This is a genomic window from Dermatobacter hominis (assembly GCF_020715685.1).
Taxonomy (GTDB): Bacteria; Actinomycetota; Acidimicrobiia; order Acidimicrobiales; family Microtrichaceae; genus Dermatobacter; species Dermatobacter hominis.
Map to the genome: position 1 here is coordinate 1,343,041 of NZ_CP085840.1, position 16,992 is coordinate 1,360,032.

At 75.2% G+C, this 16,992-nt stretch carries 15 protein-coding genes; 5 read left to right on the forward strand and 10 right to left on the reverse strand.

What is annotated here, in order from left to right:
• Nucleotides 1–43: 43 nt before the first annotated feature.
• Nucleotides 44–1,123 carry a tRNA 2-thiouridine(34) synthase MnmA gene (gene mnmA / locus LH044_RS06235; RefSeq protein WP_227758937.1) on the reverse strand — a complete coding sequence of 360 codons (1,080 nt, stop codon included), beginning with the start codon at nt 1,121–1,123 and terminating at the stop codon, nt 44–46.
• Between the two features lies 1 nt (nt 1,124).
• Entirely contained in the window at nt 1,125–2,339 is a 1,215-nt protein-coding gene (locus tag LH044_RS06240) for a cysteine desulfurase family protein (RefSeq protein ID WP_227758938.1), read from the reverse strand.
• A gap of 181 nt (nt 2,340–2,520) precedes the next feature.
• On the opposite strand from LH044_RS06240, the gene LH044_RS06245 reads away from it, so the two are divergent.
• Nucleotides 2,521–3,417 carry a type IV toxin-antitoxin system AbiEi family antitoxin gene (locus LH044_RS06245; protein WP_227758939.1) on the forward strand — a complete coding sequence of 299 codons (897 nt, stop codon included), beginning with the start codon at nt 2,521–2,523 and terminating at the stop codon, nt 3,415–3,417.
• Between the two features lie 123 nt (nt 3,418–3,540).
• Here LH044_RS06245 and LH044_RS06250 read toward each other — a convergent pair whose 3' ends face one another.
• Complete coding sequence (locus LH044_RS06250) at nt 3,541–4,767, reverse strand: acyl-CoA dehydrogenase family protein (RefSeq protein WP_227758940.1); 1,227 nt, start codon at nt 4,765–4,767, stop codon at nt 3,541–3,543.
• A gap of 85 nt (nt 4,768–4,852) precedes the next feature.
• Nucleotides 4,853–5,677 (reverse strand): RDD family protein, encoded by an 825-nt coding sequence (locus tag LH044_RS06255; RefSeq protein WP_227758941.1) that lies wholly within the window; start codon nt 5,675–5,677, stop codon nt 4,853–4,855.
• 191 nt (nt 5,678–5,868) lie between these two features.
• Between LH044_RS06255 and LH044_RS06260 the strand changes: the two genes are divergently transcribed.
• On the forward strand, nt 5,869–8,304 hold the full coding sequence (locus tag LH044_RS06260; protein WP_227758942.1) for a stage II sporulation protein M: 2,436 nt from the start codon (nt 5,869–5,871) through the stop codon (nt 8,302–8,304).
• A 34-nt stretch (nt 8,305–8,338) separates the two neighbouring features.
• Nucleotides 8,339–9,058 (forward strand): ZIP family metal transporter, encoded by a 720-nt coding sequence (locus LH044_RS06265; RefSeq protein ID WP_227758943.1) that lies wholly within the window; start codon nt 8,339–8,341, stop codon nt 9,056–9,058.
• Between the two features lie 13 nt (nt 9,059–9,071).
• Here the strand turns inward: LH044_RS06265 and LH044_RS06270 are convergent, their stop codons facing one another.
• Genes LH044_RS06270 through LH044_RS06290 form a run of 5 tightly spaced genes read right to left on the reverse strand, consistent with a single transcriptional unit; the run spans nt 9,072 to nt 14,745 of the window.
• On the reverse strand, nt 9,072–10,403 hold the full coding sequence (locus LH044_RS06270) for a DUF58 domain-containing protein (RefSeq protein ID WP_227758944.1): 1,332 nt from the start codon (nt 10,401–10,403) through the stop codon (nt 9,072–9,074).
• A 48-nt stretch (nt 10,404–10,451) separates the two neighbouring features.
• On the reverse strand, nt 10,452–11,534 hold the full coding sequence (locus LH044_RS06275) for an AAA family ATPase (RefSeq protein WP_227758945.1): 1,083 nt from the start codon (nt 11,532–11,534) through the stop codon (nt 10,452–10,454).
• The gene (locus LH044_RS06280; protein ID WP_227758946.1) at nt 11,521–12,753 is read right to left on the reverse strand and encodes a DUF4350 domain-containing protein; all 1,233 of its coding nucleotides are present in this window, start codon (nt 12,751–12,753) and stop codon (nt 11,521–11,523) included. The genes LH044_RS06275 and LH044_RS06280 overlap by 14 nt, the downstream gene beginning before the upstream one ends.
• Nucleotides 12,750–13,649: a DUF4129 domain-containing protein gene (locus LH044_RS06285; protein WP_227758947.1), complete on the reverse strand. Its 900-nt coding sequence runs from the start codon at nt 13,647–13,649 to the stop codon at nt 12,750–12,752. The genes LH044_RS06280 and LH044_RS06285 overlap by 4 nt, the downstream gene beginning before the upstream one ends.
• Entirely contained in the window at nt 13,633–14,745 is a 1,113-nt protein-coding gene (locus LH044_RS06290) for a hypothetical protein (protein ID WP_227758948.1), read from the reverse strand. Before LH044_RS06290 ends, LH044_RS06285 begins: the two co-directional genes overlap by 17 nt.
• Before the next feature lie 92 nt (nt 14,746–14,837).
• Here LH044_RS06290 and LH044_RS06295 point away from each other — a divergent pair, with 92 nt between their 5' ends.
• Both LH044_RS06295 and LH044_RS06300 read left to right on the forward strand, forming a co-directional pair.
• Entirely contained in the window at nt 14,838–15,605 is a 768-nt protein-coding gene (locus LH044_RS06295; protein ID WP_227758949.1) for a class I SAM-dependent methyltransferase, read from the forward strand.
• Between the two features lie 23 nt (nt 15,606–15,628).
• Nucleotides 15,629–16,087: an SRPBCC family protein gene (locus tag LH044_RS06300; RefSeq protein ID WP_227758950.1), complete on the forward strand. Its 459-nt coding sequence runs from the start codon at nt 15,629–15,631 to the stop codon at nt 16,085–16,087.
• Nucleotides 16,088–16,109: 22 nt separating this feature from the next.
• On the opposite strand, the gene LH044_RS06305 is transcribed toward LH044_RS06300, so the two are convergent.
• On the reverse strand, nt 16,110–16,985 hold the full coding sequence (locus LH044_RS06305; protein ID WP_227758951.1) for a rhomboid family intramembrane serine protease: 876 nt from the start codon (nt 16,983–16,985) through the stop codon (nt 16,110–16,112).
• Nucleotides 16,986–16,992: the final 7 nt, after the last annotated feature.

Here is a 16,992-nt window from a genome sequence, read left to right on the forward strand (position 1 = left end):
CCGCTCGTAGCGGCGCGACCGGACGGGTTCGACCTCGGCCCGCTCAGCGGGCCAGGCCGCCGGCGAGGACGGTGGCGTCGTCGCCGTCGTGGTCGTAGAGGACGACGGACTGGCCGGGGGCCACGCGCCGCCTCGGCTCGTGCCACCGCAGCGCCACCGTGCCGCCGCCCGCCGCGGACACCGTCGCGGCGTCGACCGAGCCGTGCGCCGAGCACTGCACGGCGACGTCGGTGCCGACGAGGTGCTCCGTCGCCACGTCGGGCGCCCACCGCACGCCGTCGACGCGCAGGTCGTCGGTGCGCAGGTGCTCGGGGGGCCCGACGGTCACGGTGGCAGCCGCCACGTCGACGTCGAGCACGAACCGGCGATCGGCGCCGCCGGCGAGCCCGAGGCCCTTGCGCTGTCCGATCGTCACCAGCTCCACCGCGTCGGTGCGGCCGACGGACCGCCCGGCCTCGTCGACGACGTCGGCCGGGTGCAGGTCGATGCGCTCCTCGAGGAAGGCGCGCCGGCCGTCGGCGCGCGTGATGAAGCAGACGTCCTGGCTGTCGGGCTTGGCCGCGGTGCGGAGCCCGAGCCGGGCGGCCTCGGCCCGCACGTCGGCCTTGCTCGAGTCGCCGATCGGGAGCAGCACCCGAGCCAGGTCGGCGTCGACGATCGGGTGCAGCACGTAGGACTGGTCCTTGGTCCGGTCCGCGCCCCGGCCGATGCGGCGGCGCGACCGCCCGCCCTCGTCGACCACGTCGGCGATCCGGGCGTGGTGGCCGGTGGCGACGGCGTCGAACCCCAAGACCTCGGCGCGTCGGAGCAGCACGTCGAACTTGAGGTGCCGGTTGCACTCGACGCACGGGTTCGGCGTGCGACCGGCGGCATGGTCGGCGACGTACGGGTCGACGACGTGGCGCTCGAACTCGGACGAGAAGTCGAAGACGTGGTGGTCGACGCCGAGCTGGGCGGCGGCGCGTCGGGCGTCGGCGACCTCGGTGGCCGAGCAGCACCCCGTGTCGGACGGACCGCCCCACAGGCGCATGGTCACGCCGACGACGTCGTGGCCGGCGTCGCGCAGCCGCGCCGCCGCCACCGACGAGTCGACGCCGCCCGACATGGCGACGAGCACGCGCACGTCAGCGTCCCCCCGCCGCCGTGCCGGCCGCGGTCGGCGACGCGGCCCTGAGGTGCGCGACCGCCTCGGTCACCACCGACAGGGCGTGGTCCGCCTGGGCGGCCGTGGCGTCGTGGCCGAGCGACAGCCGCAGGGCCCCGCGTCGGCGGTCGTCGAGGGTGACGCCGGGGAGCGCCGCGAGGACGTGGGACGGTCGCGCCGCGCCCGACGCGCAGGCCGACGACGCCGAGGCCCGCACCCCGGCCCGGTCGAGGAGGAACAGGAGCGGCTCGCTGTCGACGTCGTCGATCAGGAGGTGCAGCGTCCCCGGGAGCAGGTGGTCGACCTCGGGCCGCCCCGCCGGGCCCCTCGCCGCCGCGGTCCAGGTCACGCCGTCGATCGCGCACAGGCCGGCCGCCAGCCGGTCCCGCAGCGCCCGGACCCGCTCGGACGTCGCGGCCCGGTCGCGGGCGACGGCGTCGAGCGCCGCTGCCATGCCGACCACCCCGGCCACGTTCGTCGTCCCCGAGCGCCGGTCCCACTCCTGGCCGCCCCCGTGCAGCAGCGGCCGGATCGCCACGCCGCGCCGGACGACGAGCGCGCCCACGCCCTTCGGACCGCCGAACTTGTGGGCCGAGACGGACACGAGGCCGGCCGGCGCCGCGATGCGCGCCAGGTCCAGCCACGGCGCGGCCTGGACGGCGTCGGTGTGCAGGGCGGCGAGCGGAGCGTGGGCGGCCACGACGTCGGCCATCGCGTGGAGGTCGTTGACCGCGCCGACCTCGTTGTTCGCCGCCATGACCGACACGAGCTCGACGGCGCGGTCGTCCTCGGTCCCCCGGAGCTCGTCGGCCAGGGCGTCCAGGTCGACCCGCCCGGTCGCGTCGACCGCGACGGTCGATCCGCCGATCGCCCGCACCGACCCCAGCACCGCTGGGTGCTCGACGGCCGAGCAGACCACGCGCCCGGACCGGACCGGCACGCCGCCGGTGACGGCGTGGGCGTCGGACTCGGTGCCGCCCGAGGTGAGCACGACCTCGTCGGGCGCGCAGCCGAGGAGGTCCGCCAAACGCTCCCGCGCCTCGTCGACGGCCCGCACCGCGTCGCGACCCAGCGCGTGGGCCGAGCTCGGATTGCCGTAGCGGTCGGACAGGAACGGCTCCATCGCCGCTCGGGCCTCGGGTCGCAGGGGCGAGGTGGCGGCCCGGTCGAGGTCCCGCGACGAGCGGCGCGCCACGCTCTCGATCGTCCGCGGTCGTCACGTCACGAGGCTACGCGCCCGGTCGCCCCGCCCGGACCTCGCCGTTCCGGGTGCGCCCACCATCGCTCTGCGACGACGGGCGCACCGAGAACAGGGGTCGAGCACCGGGGACCGGTCCCCTGTGGCCTTCGGCCACCGCTCGTGCGCCAATGGCGCCGTGGACATCGACGGCCTGAACCAGCTCTCCGCCGCCCAGCTCGGGACCTTCACGCGCGCCCAGGCGGTAGCGCTCGGGGCCACCGACTCCGTCGTGCGCCACGCCGTCAGGACGGGCCGGTGGACCCGCGAGCTCCCTGCGGTCTACGGGTTGAGCGGACATCGGGACAGCTGGCGGCGACGGTTGTGGGCGGCGCACCTCCACGCCGGCGAGGCGCCCGTCGGCATGGACAGCGCTGGTCGCCTCCACGGGTACCCGCAGGCCCGCCGTGGCACCGTCGACCTGCTCGTCGCACCGACGCAGGTCCGGCCGCCGAACGGCGTGCGCTGGTTCCGTCGGGCGGACCTCGAGCCGGAGGACGTGGTGGTCATCCCGGGCCTGCCGCCCGTCACCACCCCGCAGCGGACGGCGATGGACCTGGCCGGCCCGATGCACATCGCCACCCTCCGACTGCTGGTCGAGCACGGGCTCGTCGAACGCCACTACCGGACCGTCGACCTGGCGATCCTGCTCGATCGCGTCCGCCGATCCGGCAAGCGGGGCGTTCGCAAGATGGCGCAGGTGCTCGACGACCTCGGACCGGGCGAGTCGCTGTCGCGCTCGGAGCTGGAGCGGCTCGGCGACGCCGTGATCGATCGCTCGTCGGTCCCTCCGGCGGTGCACGAGCACCCCCTGCCGTCGGAGCGGGGCCGGACCGGGTTCGTCGACCGCTGCTGGCCCGAGGCGGAGATGATCGTCGAGTTCGACGGACGCCGGTGGCACCACCGGTTCCAACGGGCCCTGCAGGACGCCGACCGGCGCGCGGAGGCGCAGACCCTCGGCTGGGACACGACCGTGCTGCTGTGGGAGCACTGCGAGGGCGACCCGGACCGCTCCGCCCGGATCATCGAGCTGTGATCTACGAGCAGCGGATGTCGCTGCGCAGCTGACCTCGCCGTTCCGGGTGCGCCCACCGTCGCTGTGCGACGACGGGCGCACCGAGAACGGGGGTCGAGCACCGGGGACGGGGACGGCCGAGCGCTAGGAGCGGGGCAGGTCCCGGAACGGGACGCCCTTGTCGGCGCGGATGTCGCCGGGGAGGCCGAGCACGCGTTCGCCGATGATGTTGCGCTGCACCTGGTCGGTGCCGCCACCGATGCGCGGCGCCCACTGCGACATGAACAGGTCCTGGAACCGGCCGCCGTACGGCGCGTCGTCGTGGACGAGCGTGCCGGCGGCGCCCTCGATCTCGAGCATGAGGTCGCCACCGGTCTCGTACCGGGACGACACCGCGAGCTTCATCACCGAGCTCTCGGGCCCGGGAGCGCGGCCGGCGGCGGCGGCGGTACGGACCCGGTAGCCGAGGTACCGCAGGATCTCGTCACGGGTGTACATGTCGGCGAGCCGCTGACGGATGACCGGGTCGGTGTCACGGCCCATGGCCCGGGCCAGCTGCGCGAGCTGGTCGAACGAGTACATGCCGCCGCCACCGATCGAGGCGCGCTCGTTGGTGAGCATCGTCATCGCCACGCCCCAGCCGTGACCGACCGGGCCGATCGTGTTGGCGACCGGCACCCGCACCTCGTCGAGGAAGACCTCGTTGAAGTGGATCGCGCCGTCGATCTGGCGCAGCGGGCGGACGTCGACGCCCGGCGACCGCATCGGCACCGCGATCGCGGTGATCCCGCGGTGCTTGGGCACGTCGGGGTCGGTGCGGGCGAGGAGGATCCCCAGATCCGAGTAGTGGGCGCCGGACGTCCAGACCTTCTGGCCGGTGATGATCCACTCGTCGCCGTCCTCGATCGCCCGGGTCGACAGGCCCGCGAGGTCCGAACCGGCCCCGGGCTCGCTGAACAGCTGGCACCAGATGTCGTCGGCGCGGAGGATGCGCGGCAGGTACCAGGACCGCTGCTCGTCGGTCCCCCACTCGATCAGCGTCGGGCCGACCATGTCGGTCCCGACCGAGAACATGCGCCCGGCGACGTCGTAGGCCGCCTCCTCGTTGGCGAACACGCCGGCGAGGAGCGGCGACAGGCCCCGTCCGCCGAGCTCGGCCGGCCACGTCGGCGCGGCCCAGCCCGCCTCGGCCTTGGTCCGCTGCCAGCGTCGCGCTTCCTCGACGAGCGCCTCGTCCTCCTCCTCGGTGTGCGCGCGGTAGGTGCGCATCTCGTCGAGGGAGTCGGGGTCCAGGCGGGTGGCGTGCTCGTCGAGCCAGGCCCGGGCCTCGGCCCGCAGCGCGACCTCCTCGGCGCTGTCGTCGAAGTCCATCCCCGCGAGTGTGGTCCAGAAGTGGAACCGGGTTCTAGTCGAGGGCGGGTGCCATCGGTCCGGCGGCGGGGCGCCGGTCGAGATCTCAGCCCCGGCGGTGCCGGCGGGTGGGCGCCGGGGCGACCGCCGGGCCGATCGGCGCGAGCGGCGCGAGGCCGAGCGCGGCGTCGGCGAGCAGCCCGCCCTGGCGGTGCTGGAAGGCGGAGGCGACGCACACGAGGAACAGCTCCGGGTCGATCGAGGCCGGCAGCGTGTGTTGGATGCGCCGCCGCACGCCCTCGGCCAGCTCCATCGACAGGTCGCGCCGCGCCTCGGGACCGAGCTCCTTGACCCGGAGGAGGAAGGAGCGGATCAGCGAGAAGTCCTCCTCGTCGAGCGCGCCGACGTCGAGGGTCGAGACGTAGAGCTCGAACCCGGGCGGCGCGTGGAACGCGATCGGGACGTCGATCGACGTCCTCGGACGGCTCCGGATGACGACCGTGCCGGCCGCCATGTCGCCGGCCCGCTGGCAGGACTCGGAGAACATCGCGGTCACGGTCGCCAGGAAGCCGAGGGTCGCGTAGAAGTCGACGAGGCCCACCAGGCCCCGGACCATCGACTGCCTGGTGGTGACCGGCGAGCCGTCCGCACCGACCGCCCGCAACCCGAACATGGCCTTCCCGACGCTGCGGCCGTTGCTGGCCACCTCCATCGCGATCGGCACGACGAGCAGCACGACGACGACGAGCAGCAGGCCGGCGAGCGCCGGGCTGAGGCCGGTCGGGAGCAGCAGGCCCAGGATCCAGCCGCCCACCGCGGCGATCAGCAGCTGCACGACGAGATCGACCAGCCGGGCGAACGCCCTGGTCGCCACGCCCGCGGTGGGCAGCTCAAGGACGACGGCCTCGGGGGTGACGGTGCCGGCGTGCATCGCTCCCACGCTACGGCCCCGTAGCGTGGGAGCGGACGGACACGACTCGACCGGGGGTCGAGCGACCACCACGGCCCGGCCCGAGGCACACGGGGCAAGCACACGACTCGACCGGAGGTCGAGCGACCACCACGGCCCGGCCCGAGGCACACGGGGACAGCACACGACTCGACCGGAGGTCGAGCGACGACATGGACATCGACCGGTACATCCAGAGCAACGATCCGACGTGGCGCCGACTGCAGCAGCTGGCCGCCAACGCCCGGTCGTCGCGCTACCCGCTGAGCGACGACGAGATCGCCGAGCTCGTGGCCCTGTATCAGCGGGTGTCGGCGCAGCTGAGCCACGCCCGCACGACGTACGCCGATCCGGAGCTCAACGCCCGGCTGAGCCAGCTGCTCGGCGAGGCCCGGGTCGTGATCTACCGCACCCGCGCCAACCCCGCCCGGGCGGCGGCCACGTTCGTGACCCGGACGTTCCCGGCGGCGGTCTGGTACAGCCGGCGCTTCGTCCTGGCCGCGACCCTGTGCTTCCTGATCCCCGCCGTGGGCATCGGCGTCTGGCTGGCCAACTCGCCGCAGGCCCTCGACGCGAGCATCCCGCCGGAGCTCCAGCAGGTCATCGCGGAGCGGGACTTCGCCGAGTACTACCGGTCCGACGCCGCGCAGAACTTCGCGGGCCAGGTGACGGTGAACAACGCGTTCGTGGCGTTCCTGACATTCGCGCTCGGGGTCGTGCCGGTGATCGGGCCGGTCAGCGTGCTCTTCCTCAACGGGCTCAACGTGGGTGTGATGGGCGCGGTGATGCACCACGCCGGTGAGGGCCCGCAGTTCTGGGGGCTGATCCTCCCCCACGGCCTGCTCGAGATCGCGTCGATCCTGATCGCCGGCGGCGCCGGCCTGCAGATCTCGTGGGCGTTCATCGCGCCGGGCGACCGCACCCGGGCCGCCGCGCTCAAGGACGCGGGCCTCCGCTCCGTGGTGATCGTGATCGGCCTGGTCGGGTGCTTCACGATCGCGGGGTTCATCGAGGGCTTCGTGACCCCGTCGGACCTGCCCACGGCCATGCGGGTGGCGATCGGCGTCGCGGTGCTGGTCCTGTTCACCACCTACGTGGTCGCGCTGGGCAGCCCGCGCGGTCGCCGACGGGTCCACCGGCCTCCTCGGCGAGGAGGCGCAGCGGACCGGGGACCGGCGCAGGGCCGTCGAGCCGGACGTGCTCGCTCCGGCGAACGCCGCTCCTGCTCCCGCCGCCGGCGTGCACGACGGCGGCGGCTGAGGGCGAGGCCGTCCCGCGCCCGCCCGGCGTCGAGGGGCGGGTGGTTCCCGGGGGGCGTGACCGGGCCTACGGTTGCCGGACCGCGTCCCGCCCGAACAGACTGGCTCGCGGAAGAGGGAAGGACCGCAGCGTTTGGGGACGTGGCCGAGATGACGTACTGGGCGCGCGAGGACCCCGACGGGCCGTGGCTCGAGTCGGAGGTGCTCGTCGGCGCGTCTTCGTTCGAGCTCCGACCGATGGTGGGCTCTGTGCCGTCGCGAGCGATCGCGTTCGACGAGCTGGCCCGGGTCGAGGAGGTCGGTGCCGGCGCCTCGGAGCGCACGATCCGCGTCGCCGCGACCGACGGTCGCGCCGTGCAGGTCCGCGGACCGGTCACGGGGATCGGTGCCATCGTCGCCGCGCTCGCCGCGGTCGGACCGGCTGCGCCCCCTCCCGCCGCGCCCCTGCCGGCTGCGCCGCCGACCCCGCCCAGGACGAACCCGGACCAGCCCACGCCGCCGGTCGGTGCGGGCATCGTCGGTGCCGCGGCGGTCACCGCCGCGGGCGAGTCGCCCGCCCGTGACGACCCGGCCGACGCGTTGGTCCTGGCGCCCGCGGGGACCCCCGAGGGCGAGGCCGACGGCGAGGACGACGGAGCAGCGGCCGAGCGCGGCGTCGGACCCGGGCGGGTCGTGCCCGTGGCGATCGCGATCCTCGTGTTCATCGTCGCCCTCGGGTTCTGGAACTACCGGAGTAACCAGCAGGACCTCCGCGAGACCGCCGATCGCCGCTCGGCCCGCACCGAGACGACCACCTCGGCACCCGGGGCGGCGGTCCCCGTGCAGGTCGAGGGCGCCACGACCACGCGACCGGCGACGCCGTCGACCGCCCCGACCACGGCGCCGCACCGGTCGTCGACCACGGTGGCGCCGGCGACCACCAAGGCGCCCGCGACGACCACCACACGGCCGGCGACGCCGGGCACGCGGACGCTGTCGGGGACCGTGGCGCTCCAGCAGGTGCAGCACTGGAACGGCATCGCGCCCGCCTGTCGGGGGCTGGGACCGCTGGCGGACGTGACGATCGGGGCGACCGTGACCGTGCAGGACGCCTCGGGCCGCACCGTGGCCACGGGCACGCTCGGCGCCTGCACCTTCGTCGTGCCGGGGAGCGAGCTGCGCGACGGCGCACCCGTCGTGGCCCGGGACGGCGCGGCGGGCGGCTTCCCGCGCTTCGACTTCCAGGTCTCGGGCCTGCCCGACTCCGAGCGCTACGCCGTCAAGGTCGGTCGGTACGACCCGGTGGCGCTCCGCAGGGAGGAGTTCGGCACCGGCCCTTGGCGGATGCGGATGGTCATCAGCGCCACCTGAGCCACGGCGGGGCCGACCGCTAGCGTCCCGCCAGATGGTCGTGGCAGCACTGTGGGGGGCGGTCGGGGCATCGGCGCTCGTCGTCGGCGCGCTCATCGCCTACGTCCGGACCCCCGGCGACCGCCTGCTCGCGGTCGTGATGGCGCTGGGTGCGGGCCTGCTCATCGGTTCCGTCTCGTTCGAGCTGATCGACGACGCGCTGGCCCACACCGACGTCGCGCCCGTCGGGCTCCTCACGCTCGTCGGCGCCGCCACCTTCACGCTCGGCGACTGGGTGCTGGCCCGTCGCGGCGGCGGGGACCGCAAGGACCCCGCCGGGGCCCAGGCCGACGGCTCGCCGCTGGCGATCGTCATGGGCTCGGTGCTCGACGGCATCCCCGAGTCGTTCGTGCTCGGCCTCACCGTGCTCGAGGGCGGGCTGAGCGTCGCGCTGTTCGTCGGCATCCTCCTGAGCAACCTCCCCGAGGGGCTGTCGTCGTCGGCCGGGCTGCGCATCGCGCACTGGTCGCTGCGACGGGTGCTGGCGATGTGGGCGGTCGTTGTCGTCGTGTCGGCCCTCAGCGCGGGGCTCGGCTACGCGGTGCTCGAGCCCGGAGCGAGCGCCGCGGCGCTGGTCGAGGCGTTCGCCGCCGGCGCGCTGCTGGCGATGGTCGCCGACACGCTCCTGCCCGAGGCGTTCCGGACCGAGGGCCCCCTCACCGGATCCCTCGTGGCGGTGGGGTTCGCGATCTCGCTCACGCTGTCGGCGATCTGAGCGGCCGAACGGATCAGAGCCGACCGGTCGACTTGGCCACGAGGTAGGCATCGGTGACGTCCACGCCGAGGCGCCCGGGTGCCGCGTCGACCACCGTGGCGCCCATGGCCCGGAGCCGGGCGGTGGTCCGGCGCCGATCGGCGAGCGCCTGGACCGCGGCGACCTGGCGGTACGCGTCCTCGGGGCTCGACGGCCGGTCCGATGCCCACTCGAGGACCTGCGGGTCCTGCACCGCGGCGACCACGACGAGGTGCGTCCGGGTCACGAGCGGCAGGGCCGGCAGGACCGAGTCGGCCACGGCCTGCTCGTTCAGGTCGGTGAGGACGACGAGCATCGCCCGCCGGCGGTACCGGGCCACGACCTCGGCGAAGGCGCCGGTGTAGTCGGACTCCGCGAGCTCGGGCTCGAGCCGGTAGAGGGCCTCGCTCACGCGGCCGACCTGGTCGTGGTGCCGCGCCGGCGGCACGACGGCCCGCACGCGCCGGTCGAACGCGACCAGCCCGCACCGGTCGCCGAGGCGGGTGGCGACCGCGGTGAGCATCATCGCGGCGTCCATGCCGTGCTCGATCCTCGGGACGCCGTCGACCTTGCCGGCCATGATCCGGCCGTTGTCGAGCATCACGATCACGCTCTGGTTCCGCTCGGCGCGGTACGTGCGGACGATCGGCTTGCCGGCCCGCGCCGTGGCCGTCCAGTCGATGCGGCGGAACTCGTCGTCGGGGCCGTACTCGCGCAGCTGCTCGAACTCGGTGCCGCTGCCGAGGCCGCGCGCCGAGCGGAGCCCGACCTCGAGGATGCGGGCCCGCCGGATCCGGATCTCGGCCTCCTCGCGCGACGGGAACGCGGGGTGGACGCGGAGCACGGTCGGCATCGGCACCGACCGCTGCCGGGCTCCGAGCCCGAGGCGCCCCTCGATCCGCACCGTCAGCACGTCGAGCTCGAAGCGGCCGCGCCGGCTGGGTCGGAGGCGGGTGGAGGTCCGCACGGAGTCGCCGCCCGGCACCACGAGGTCGAACCGCCGGGCGGCGGCGTGCAGCGACGGCGCCAGCTCGTCGGCCACCCGCACCCGCAGCCGGCGGCGGGCGTCCGACCGGATCACCCACGTGATCGTGCCCTCCCGGCCGACCTCGATCACCGGCGGGTGCCGGCGCTCGAGCACCAGCTGGCGGGGGTTGGTGCCGAGGAGACCGTCGAGCAGCCCGATCGCCACCAGCACCGCCGTCACCGCGACCACCGCCCAGCCGATGGGCAGGTCGTCGGCGGCCCCGGTGAGCGGGAACGCCAGCATCGCCACCGCGAGCAGCGCGGCGACGAGCGCGAGGCGGCGCGTGGGCAGCAGGCTCACGGGAGCGTCGGGCCAGGTCTGGCCGGGGGCGGGACGGCGGACACGGGCTCAGCGCGGGGCGGGCACCGTGGCGAGGACGCTGTCGAGGAGGCCGTCGGCCGTCACGCCGTCGAGCTCCAGCTCGGGGCGGACGATGATCCGGTGCCGCAGCGTCGGCTTGGCGACGGCCTTCACCTCGTCGGGCGTGACGTAGGACCGGCCCGACAGCCAGGCCCAGGCCTTGGCGGCGTGCAGGAGCGACGCCGCGCCACGGGGCGAGACGCCCAGCTCGACCGACGGCGACTCCCGGGTCGCCCGGCAGATGGCGACGATGTACTGCTGCACGGTCGGCTGCACGTCCACGCGCTCGACCTGGTCGCGGGCCAGCGCCAGGTCCCGGGCGTCGGCCACCGGCCGCACGCCCGCGGCGGCGACGTCGTGCGGGTCGAGCCCGCGGTTGTGGCGGGCCAGGATCTCCGTCTCCTGCTCGAACGTCGGGTACCCGACGAGCAGCTTGAACATGAAGCGGTCGAGCTGGGCCTCGGGCAGCGGGTACGTGCCCTCGTGCTCGACCGGGTTCTCGGTGGCGATCACGACGAACGGGTCGGGCAGCTCCCGGGCGATGCCCTCGGCGGTGACCTGCCGCTCCTCCATCGCCTCGAGCAGCGCGGACTGCGTCTTGGGCGGCGTCCGGTTGATCTCGTCGGCCAGGAACAGGTTGGTGAAGATCGGTCCCTCGCGAAACCTCATCCCCTCGGCGGTCGCCCGGTCGAGCACGAGCTGGCCGGTCACGTCGGACGGCATCAGGTCGGGCGTGAACTGCACCCGCCCGAACTCCAGGTCGAGCGCCTGCGCCAGGGTCTTCACGAGCAGCGTCTTGGCCACGCCCGGCACGCCCTCCAGCAGCACGTGGCCCCGCACGAGCAGCGCGGCGACCAGCCCGGACAGCGTCCCCTCCTGGCCGACGACGACCTTCCCGACCTCGTCCCGGAGGGCGACGATCGCCGCGCGCGGGTCACGGCCGTCGGGTGAGGCGCTCGGGGGGCCCAGCCCCGTCGCGGTGACGGCTCCCGACGGCGGGGCGTAGGCCGGCGGGCCGGGCTGGCCACCCGGCACGTGACCGGGGGACGTGGGGTGGTCAGGTGACGACATGATGCTGGAGCACCTCCTGGCGGATGTCGGACAGGGAGTCGGCCAGGCGCACGAGCGCCTCGGCCGAGTCGACGGGGCCGTCGAGCAGGGCGGCCGACAGGGCGTCGGCGTCCCGGCCCGACCGCTGGGCGACGACCTGGACCAGCGCGCCCGGCGGCGCGCCCGGCGGGACGCCCAGGCGGGCGGACAGCTCCCGGCGCGCGTCGGCGCGGAGCACGTCGGCCGCCCGTTGCGGGGTTCCCTTGCGGCGGAGGAGGTCGCCGACCGCGACGACCAGCTCCGACCCGGCGATCTCGACGGGCATGCGCTCGACCACGACCGGTCCGAGGCGCCGTGCCCGCCACCAGGCGTAGATCACGAAGGCCGCGAGCAGCTGGACGAGGGCGAGCTTCACGCCGGTGGGCAGCAGGTCGATCGGGTTCTGCGTGCCGTCCGGCGAGACACCGGCCGTCGGGACGGCGTCGACGAACGTGATCGACGTGCCGGTGGTGGCGCCGTCGGCCGTCGGGCCGAGCAGCCGCAGCGCCACGACCGCGTTGTCGAGCGGCTCGCCGCCCTCCTCCTTGGCCGGCTGGAGCCGGGCGTTGGCCCAGAGGTACGCCGATCCGAGCGTGGTGATCGAGCCCTCGCCGACGCGCTCCTCCACGACGTAGGCACCGGTGAGGTCGCCGTAGCACCGCCGGGCCTCCGCGCCGGCGGACCGGACCGAGGCCGGGTCGCTGAACGCCGTGTCGATCGGCCCGAGCCCGACGAGGCGGTCGACGTCGCAGTCGCCCTGGCCGGTCGGCACGGCCGGCGTGTCGGCCAGCGTCCGCGCGTCGTACGGGAAGAAGAGGTCGCCGAACCCGTCCTCGAACGCGTCGTCCTCGACGAGGGGACCGCCCGTGGCCACGACCGCGCCCGCCTCGGCCGCCTCCCGGAACGCACGACGCTCCGGTGCGGTCAGCAGCTCGGGCGCCGGCACGACCAGCACCTGACCGGCCGAGGGCGGGTCCTCGGCGGCCCGGGCCGCGGTCGTCGTGCGCACCTCCGCGCCGCGCTCCCGGAGGAGGATCGCGAGGGCCCGGTAGCCGTCCGGGGCGGACGACGACGCGTCGAAGGGCGTCCCGGCGCTCTGACGGGACGTGAGCACCAGCACGGCGACCAGGCCCGCCACGATCAGCAGGCCGCCGATCCAGACCCCCCGTCCCGCGCCGCCGGTCCGCGTCGCCGCCGTCACCCGTCGCCCTCCGACGGTCCGGGTGCCGCGGCGACGTCGACCACCTCGCGCTCGACGCCGGTGACGTCGAACAGCGTGACCGCGTCGAAGCGGTCGTTCGCCGTCGCCGCCAGCACGCGCTCGGCGGCCTGGCGGAACCGTGCGCTCTCGTCGGGGCCCGTCGGCACGTCCGCGTACCAGGGCAGCTCGAAGAGCAGGCAGCAGGTGTCGAAGTCGTCGTGGGCGGCCGGCGTGGTCCGGTCCAGGTCGCCGCGCAGCTCGCCCGTCGTTCGGCCGCGGACGTCGGGGAGCTGCCGCCGGTCCACGAGCACCCGCACGAGGTTCCGGTAGCGCGCCCGCACGGCCTCCTTCCACGCGCCCTCGGCCTCGAACCGCTCGGCGTCGGCCATCCACTCCTCGGGTCGCCGGCGGTGCTCGACCTCGGCCGGTGTCAGCGGATCCTCGGCGGCACGGCGGACGCGGCGGGTCCGGGTGGCCACGACCCACACCAGGACGCCGATCGCCGCGACGCCGGCCAGGACGAGCAGCAGCCAACCGAACAGCGCGCCGATGCCGCCGCCGAAGGTGCCACCGCCCACCTCGCCCTCGCCGGGCTCGAAGAGCTTGGACAGCTGGTCGCCGATCCACTCGAGCGCCCGCTCGAACCACGACGGCTCGTAGTCGAACTCCGGCCGATCCATCACGTCCCGGACGTCCTCGCGCACCTCGGCCGGCTGCGCCGGGCCCTGGGGGTCGGCGCCCTGCCGATCCGGAGCGCGACCCGGTCCGAGCGCGCCGGCGCCGCCGCTCAGCGGTCCCACCACCGCGACGAGGACCGCCACCGCCAGCAGGAGGAGGACGCTCCGGTGCCGTCGCGGCGGCACGTGCCCCTGGAGCCGCTCAGGGCCGGAGGCCACGGGCCTCCTCGCGCCGGACGAGGTCGAGGCCCTCGACGCGGCATCGCAGGTCGACGTGGGCCCGGGCCGCGATGCACGCGGTGAGCGGCATCGTGATCAGGAGCGTCAGGGCGGAGGCCTGCTCGAGCACGATCGCCCACTGGTCGGGCAGCCCGAGCAGGGCGACCAGGGCCATGGGCCCGAGCGAGAGCGCGAAGCGCAGCACGAAGGTGATCGCGAAGCCGCCGAAGCACACCGCCAGCGCCAGCCCGTACGCACCCCTCGACAGCCGGACGCTCCGACCGATCGTGCCGAACGGTCCGGTCCGCTCGGCGCCCGCCACCGGGCCGGCGATGAAGAACAGCGCGTCCACGAGGAAGAACCCGACGCCGCCGAAGCAGGCGGCCGCCGACTTCGCCACGACCGCGACCAGGACCACGATCGGGACCACCCAGGCCCGACGGGCCACCGCGCCGACGACCGTGCCGAACGGGTCGTCCCGGCCGGCGAGCCACCCCTGGACGAGGTGGCCGGCGGCCATCCCCAGCAGGAAGAGCGCGCACGCCTCGAGGGCCAGGACGAGGATGGCCCAGGCGCTCGTGCCGCTCCCACCGGCGTCGACGATCTGGAACTGAGCGGTGCCGTCGCCGCCGGCGGTCGTGCCGGACGACAGCGCGACCAGGAGGTCGATCAGCTGCACGGGCACGAACAGGACGGCGGTGAGGGCGAGGAACCGCCGGAACCGGAACCGCAGCAGGTCGAACGAGCCGTCGAGGACGCCGCCGGCTCCGGCCACGCCCAGGCCCCGAAGCGGGTTGCCGTCGAGCGCCGCGGCGGGGTCCTCGGCGGTTCGGGTGCGATCGCGGTCGTGGACCGAGGTCGGCTCGGCGACGGCGACCGCGCCACCCGGGCGCCGGGCGTCGCCGCGCGCCACCGCGACGCCGGTGGACGGTGCTGCGCCCTCGGGGAACGTCCCGTGGGCCGCCGGCGCACCGCCGCTCGGTCCGGCCGATCCGCGGTCGACCAGCGGGGCGACGGCGCTCGGCTCGGCGCCGACCGTGCCGGAGGCCGCGCCGGGCGCGGCCCACGCGACTCGTGGTTCGGTCCTCTCCGGCACCGGTTCATTCTTACCGGGAGGGATCGCGATCCGGACCGACCCTCCGGGGTGGCGTGGTCCGCACCCGCGGTCGCGGTTGGCAGACTCCCCCCGTGGAACCCGTCCCGGATCCGACGTTCGACGCCGGCACCTACGGCCGCAGCTTTGCCGACGTGTACGACTCGTGGTACCCCGCGGACGCCACCACGACGGGCGCCGTCGAGGAGGTGGCCCGGCTGGCCGGTCCCGGCGGCGGCGTGCTCGAGCTCGGCGTCGGGACCGGCCGCCTCGCGCTGCCGCTGGCCGAGCGGGGGTTCGCCGTGACCGGCATCGACGCGGCGGCGCCGATGCTCGACCAGCTGTCGGCCAAGGACCCCGAGGCGCAGGTCGTCCGGGCGCTCGCGGACGTCGGCGCGCCCGACGGGACCGAGGCGTTCGCACCGTGGCCCGACGGCCCGTTCGACGTCGTGCTCGCCGCCTGCAACCTCATCTGCAACCTGACCGACGCCAGGGCCCAGGCCGATTGCATCGCCGGCGCCGCGGCACGGCTCCGGCCGGGTGGGCACCTCGTCGTCGAGGCGTTCGTCCCGGCGCCCCTGACGGCCGGGCCCCAGCTGGCGGCGAGCGAGGTGCGGGCCGACGCGGTCGTCCTCATCGCCACCGACGCCGACCCGGAGACCGGCGTCGTCGTCGGCCAGCACGTCGAGCTGCGCGACGGCGTCCCGGCCCGGCTCCGCCCCTGGCGGATCCGCGTCGCTGCGCCCGAGGAGATCGACGCCTGGGCGGCGGCCGCCGGACTGGAGCTGGTGGCCCGTCGCGAGACGTGGGGGCCCGACGGGCCGCCGTCCGACGGGCTGGTCAGCACCTACCGCCGTCCGTGAGCGACGCGCCGTAGGGTGCGGCCATGCCCCGCATCTCCGTCGCGATCGAGCTCGACGCCACCCCGGCGGAGGTGTGGTCGGTCGTCGAGGACGTGGCCGGGCACGTCGAGTGGATGGCCGACGCCCGGGCGATCCGCTTCACCTCCGAGCAGCACGCCGGCGTCGGCACCGCGTTCGACTGCGACACGCAGGTGGGGCCACTGCGGCTCGTCGACCACATGGAGATCACCACGTGGGAGCCGGGGCGGGCCATGGGCGTCCGCCACGTCGGGCTCGTGACCGGCGAGGGCACCTTCCGGCTCGGTCCGCTCGACGGCGGCCACCGCACGCGGTTCTCCTGGACCGAGGAGCTGCGCTTCCCGTGGCACCTGGGCGGACCGGTGGTCGGCGCGCTCGCCGCACCGGTCTTCCGCCACATCTGGACCCGCAACCTGTCGGCGCTGCAGCGGGTCGTGCGGGAGCGGGTCGCCGGACCCGCCTGAGGGGCGGGCTGCAGTTCGGCGGCTACGCGTACGGGACGACCGCGCCGGCCGCCACCACGGCGAGCACGCCCAGGCCGACTGCGGTGAGCGCCAGGAACCCGTCGCGCAGGCCGACCGTGGTCCTCGGTCCCTGCTCGGGCGTGACGAGCAGCCCGGCGAGCGCACCGGCGACCATGCCGCCGATGTGGCCGCCGATCGAGATGCCGGGGACGAGGAACGTGATGACGAGGTTGATGACGAGCAGCCCGCCCACACCGGTGTTCCACGGGTTCTGGCGGGACCGCAGCTGGAGCACGACCAGCGCGCCGAGCAGGCCGAAGATCGCTCCGGAGGCGCCCACCGCGATCGTGTCGGGCGACAGCACGATGACGCCGAACGACCCGCCCACGAGCGAGACGGCGTAGACGAGCCCGAAGCGCAGGTGGCCGAGCGACGGCTCCAGCTCCTTCGCCAGCAGCCAGAGCAGGAACATGTTCATCAGCAGGTGCAGCGGCGAGGCGTGGAGGAACCCGCCGGTCACGACCCGCCACCAGTCGCCGGTCGCCACGCCGCCGGCCCACGTGCCGCCCTGCTCGAAGATCGACCCCTGGGGCGACGACACCGACCCGCCGACGGTCACCATCAGCACGTACGCGACGACGTTGATGGCAATCAGCACCTTGCCGACGATGACGTCGCCGCCGCCACGACCGAACGCCGCGGCACCGGAGACGACCTTCTGCGGCCGGGCGTGGGTGCAGTCGGGGCACTGGTAGCCGACGGAGGCCTGCACCATGCACTGGGGGCAGATCGGCCGGCCGCAGCGCTGGCACCCGACCCCGGCCGGTCGGTCGGGGTGGCGGTAGCAGGTGGGTTGGGCCGGGTCGGGGGCGGTGGGGGGCCCGGGCGGGTAGCTCACGCGGGCA

Excerpts from the sequence above, each read along its gene's own strand:
- LH044_RS06255 (WP_227758941.1), bottom strand. The coding sequence starts at position 5,677 with ATGCACGCCGGCACCGTCACCCCCGAGGCCGTCGTCCTTGAGCTGCCC.
- LH044_RS06265 (WP_227758943.1), top strand. The coding sequence starts at position 8,339 with ATGGTCGTGGCAGCACTGTGGGGGGCGGTCGGGGCATCGGCGCTCGTC.
- LH044_RS06275 (WP_227758945.1), bottom strand. The coding sequence starts at position 11,534 with ATGTCGTCACCTGACCACCCCACGTCCCCCGGTCACGTGCCGGGTGGC.
- LH044_RS06260 (WP_227758942.1), top strand. The coding sequence starts at position 5,869 with ATGGACATCGACCGGTACATCCAGAGCAACGATCCGACGTGGCGCCGA.
- LH044_RS06300 (WP_227758950.1), top strand. The coding sequence starts at position 15,629 with ATGCCCCGCATCTCCGTCGCGATCGAGCTCGACGCCACCCCGGCGGAG.
- LH044_RS06250 (WP_227758940.1), bottom strand. The coding sequence starts at position 4,767 with ATGGACTTCGACGACAGCGCCGAGGAGGTCGCGCTGCGGGCCGAGGCC.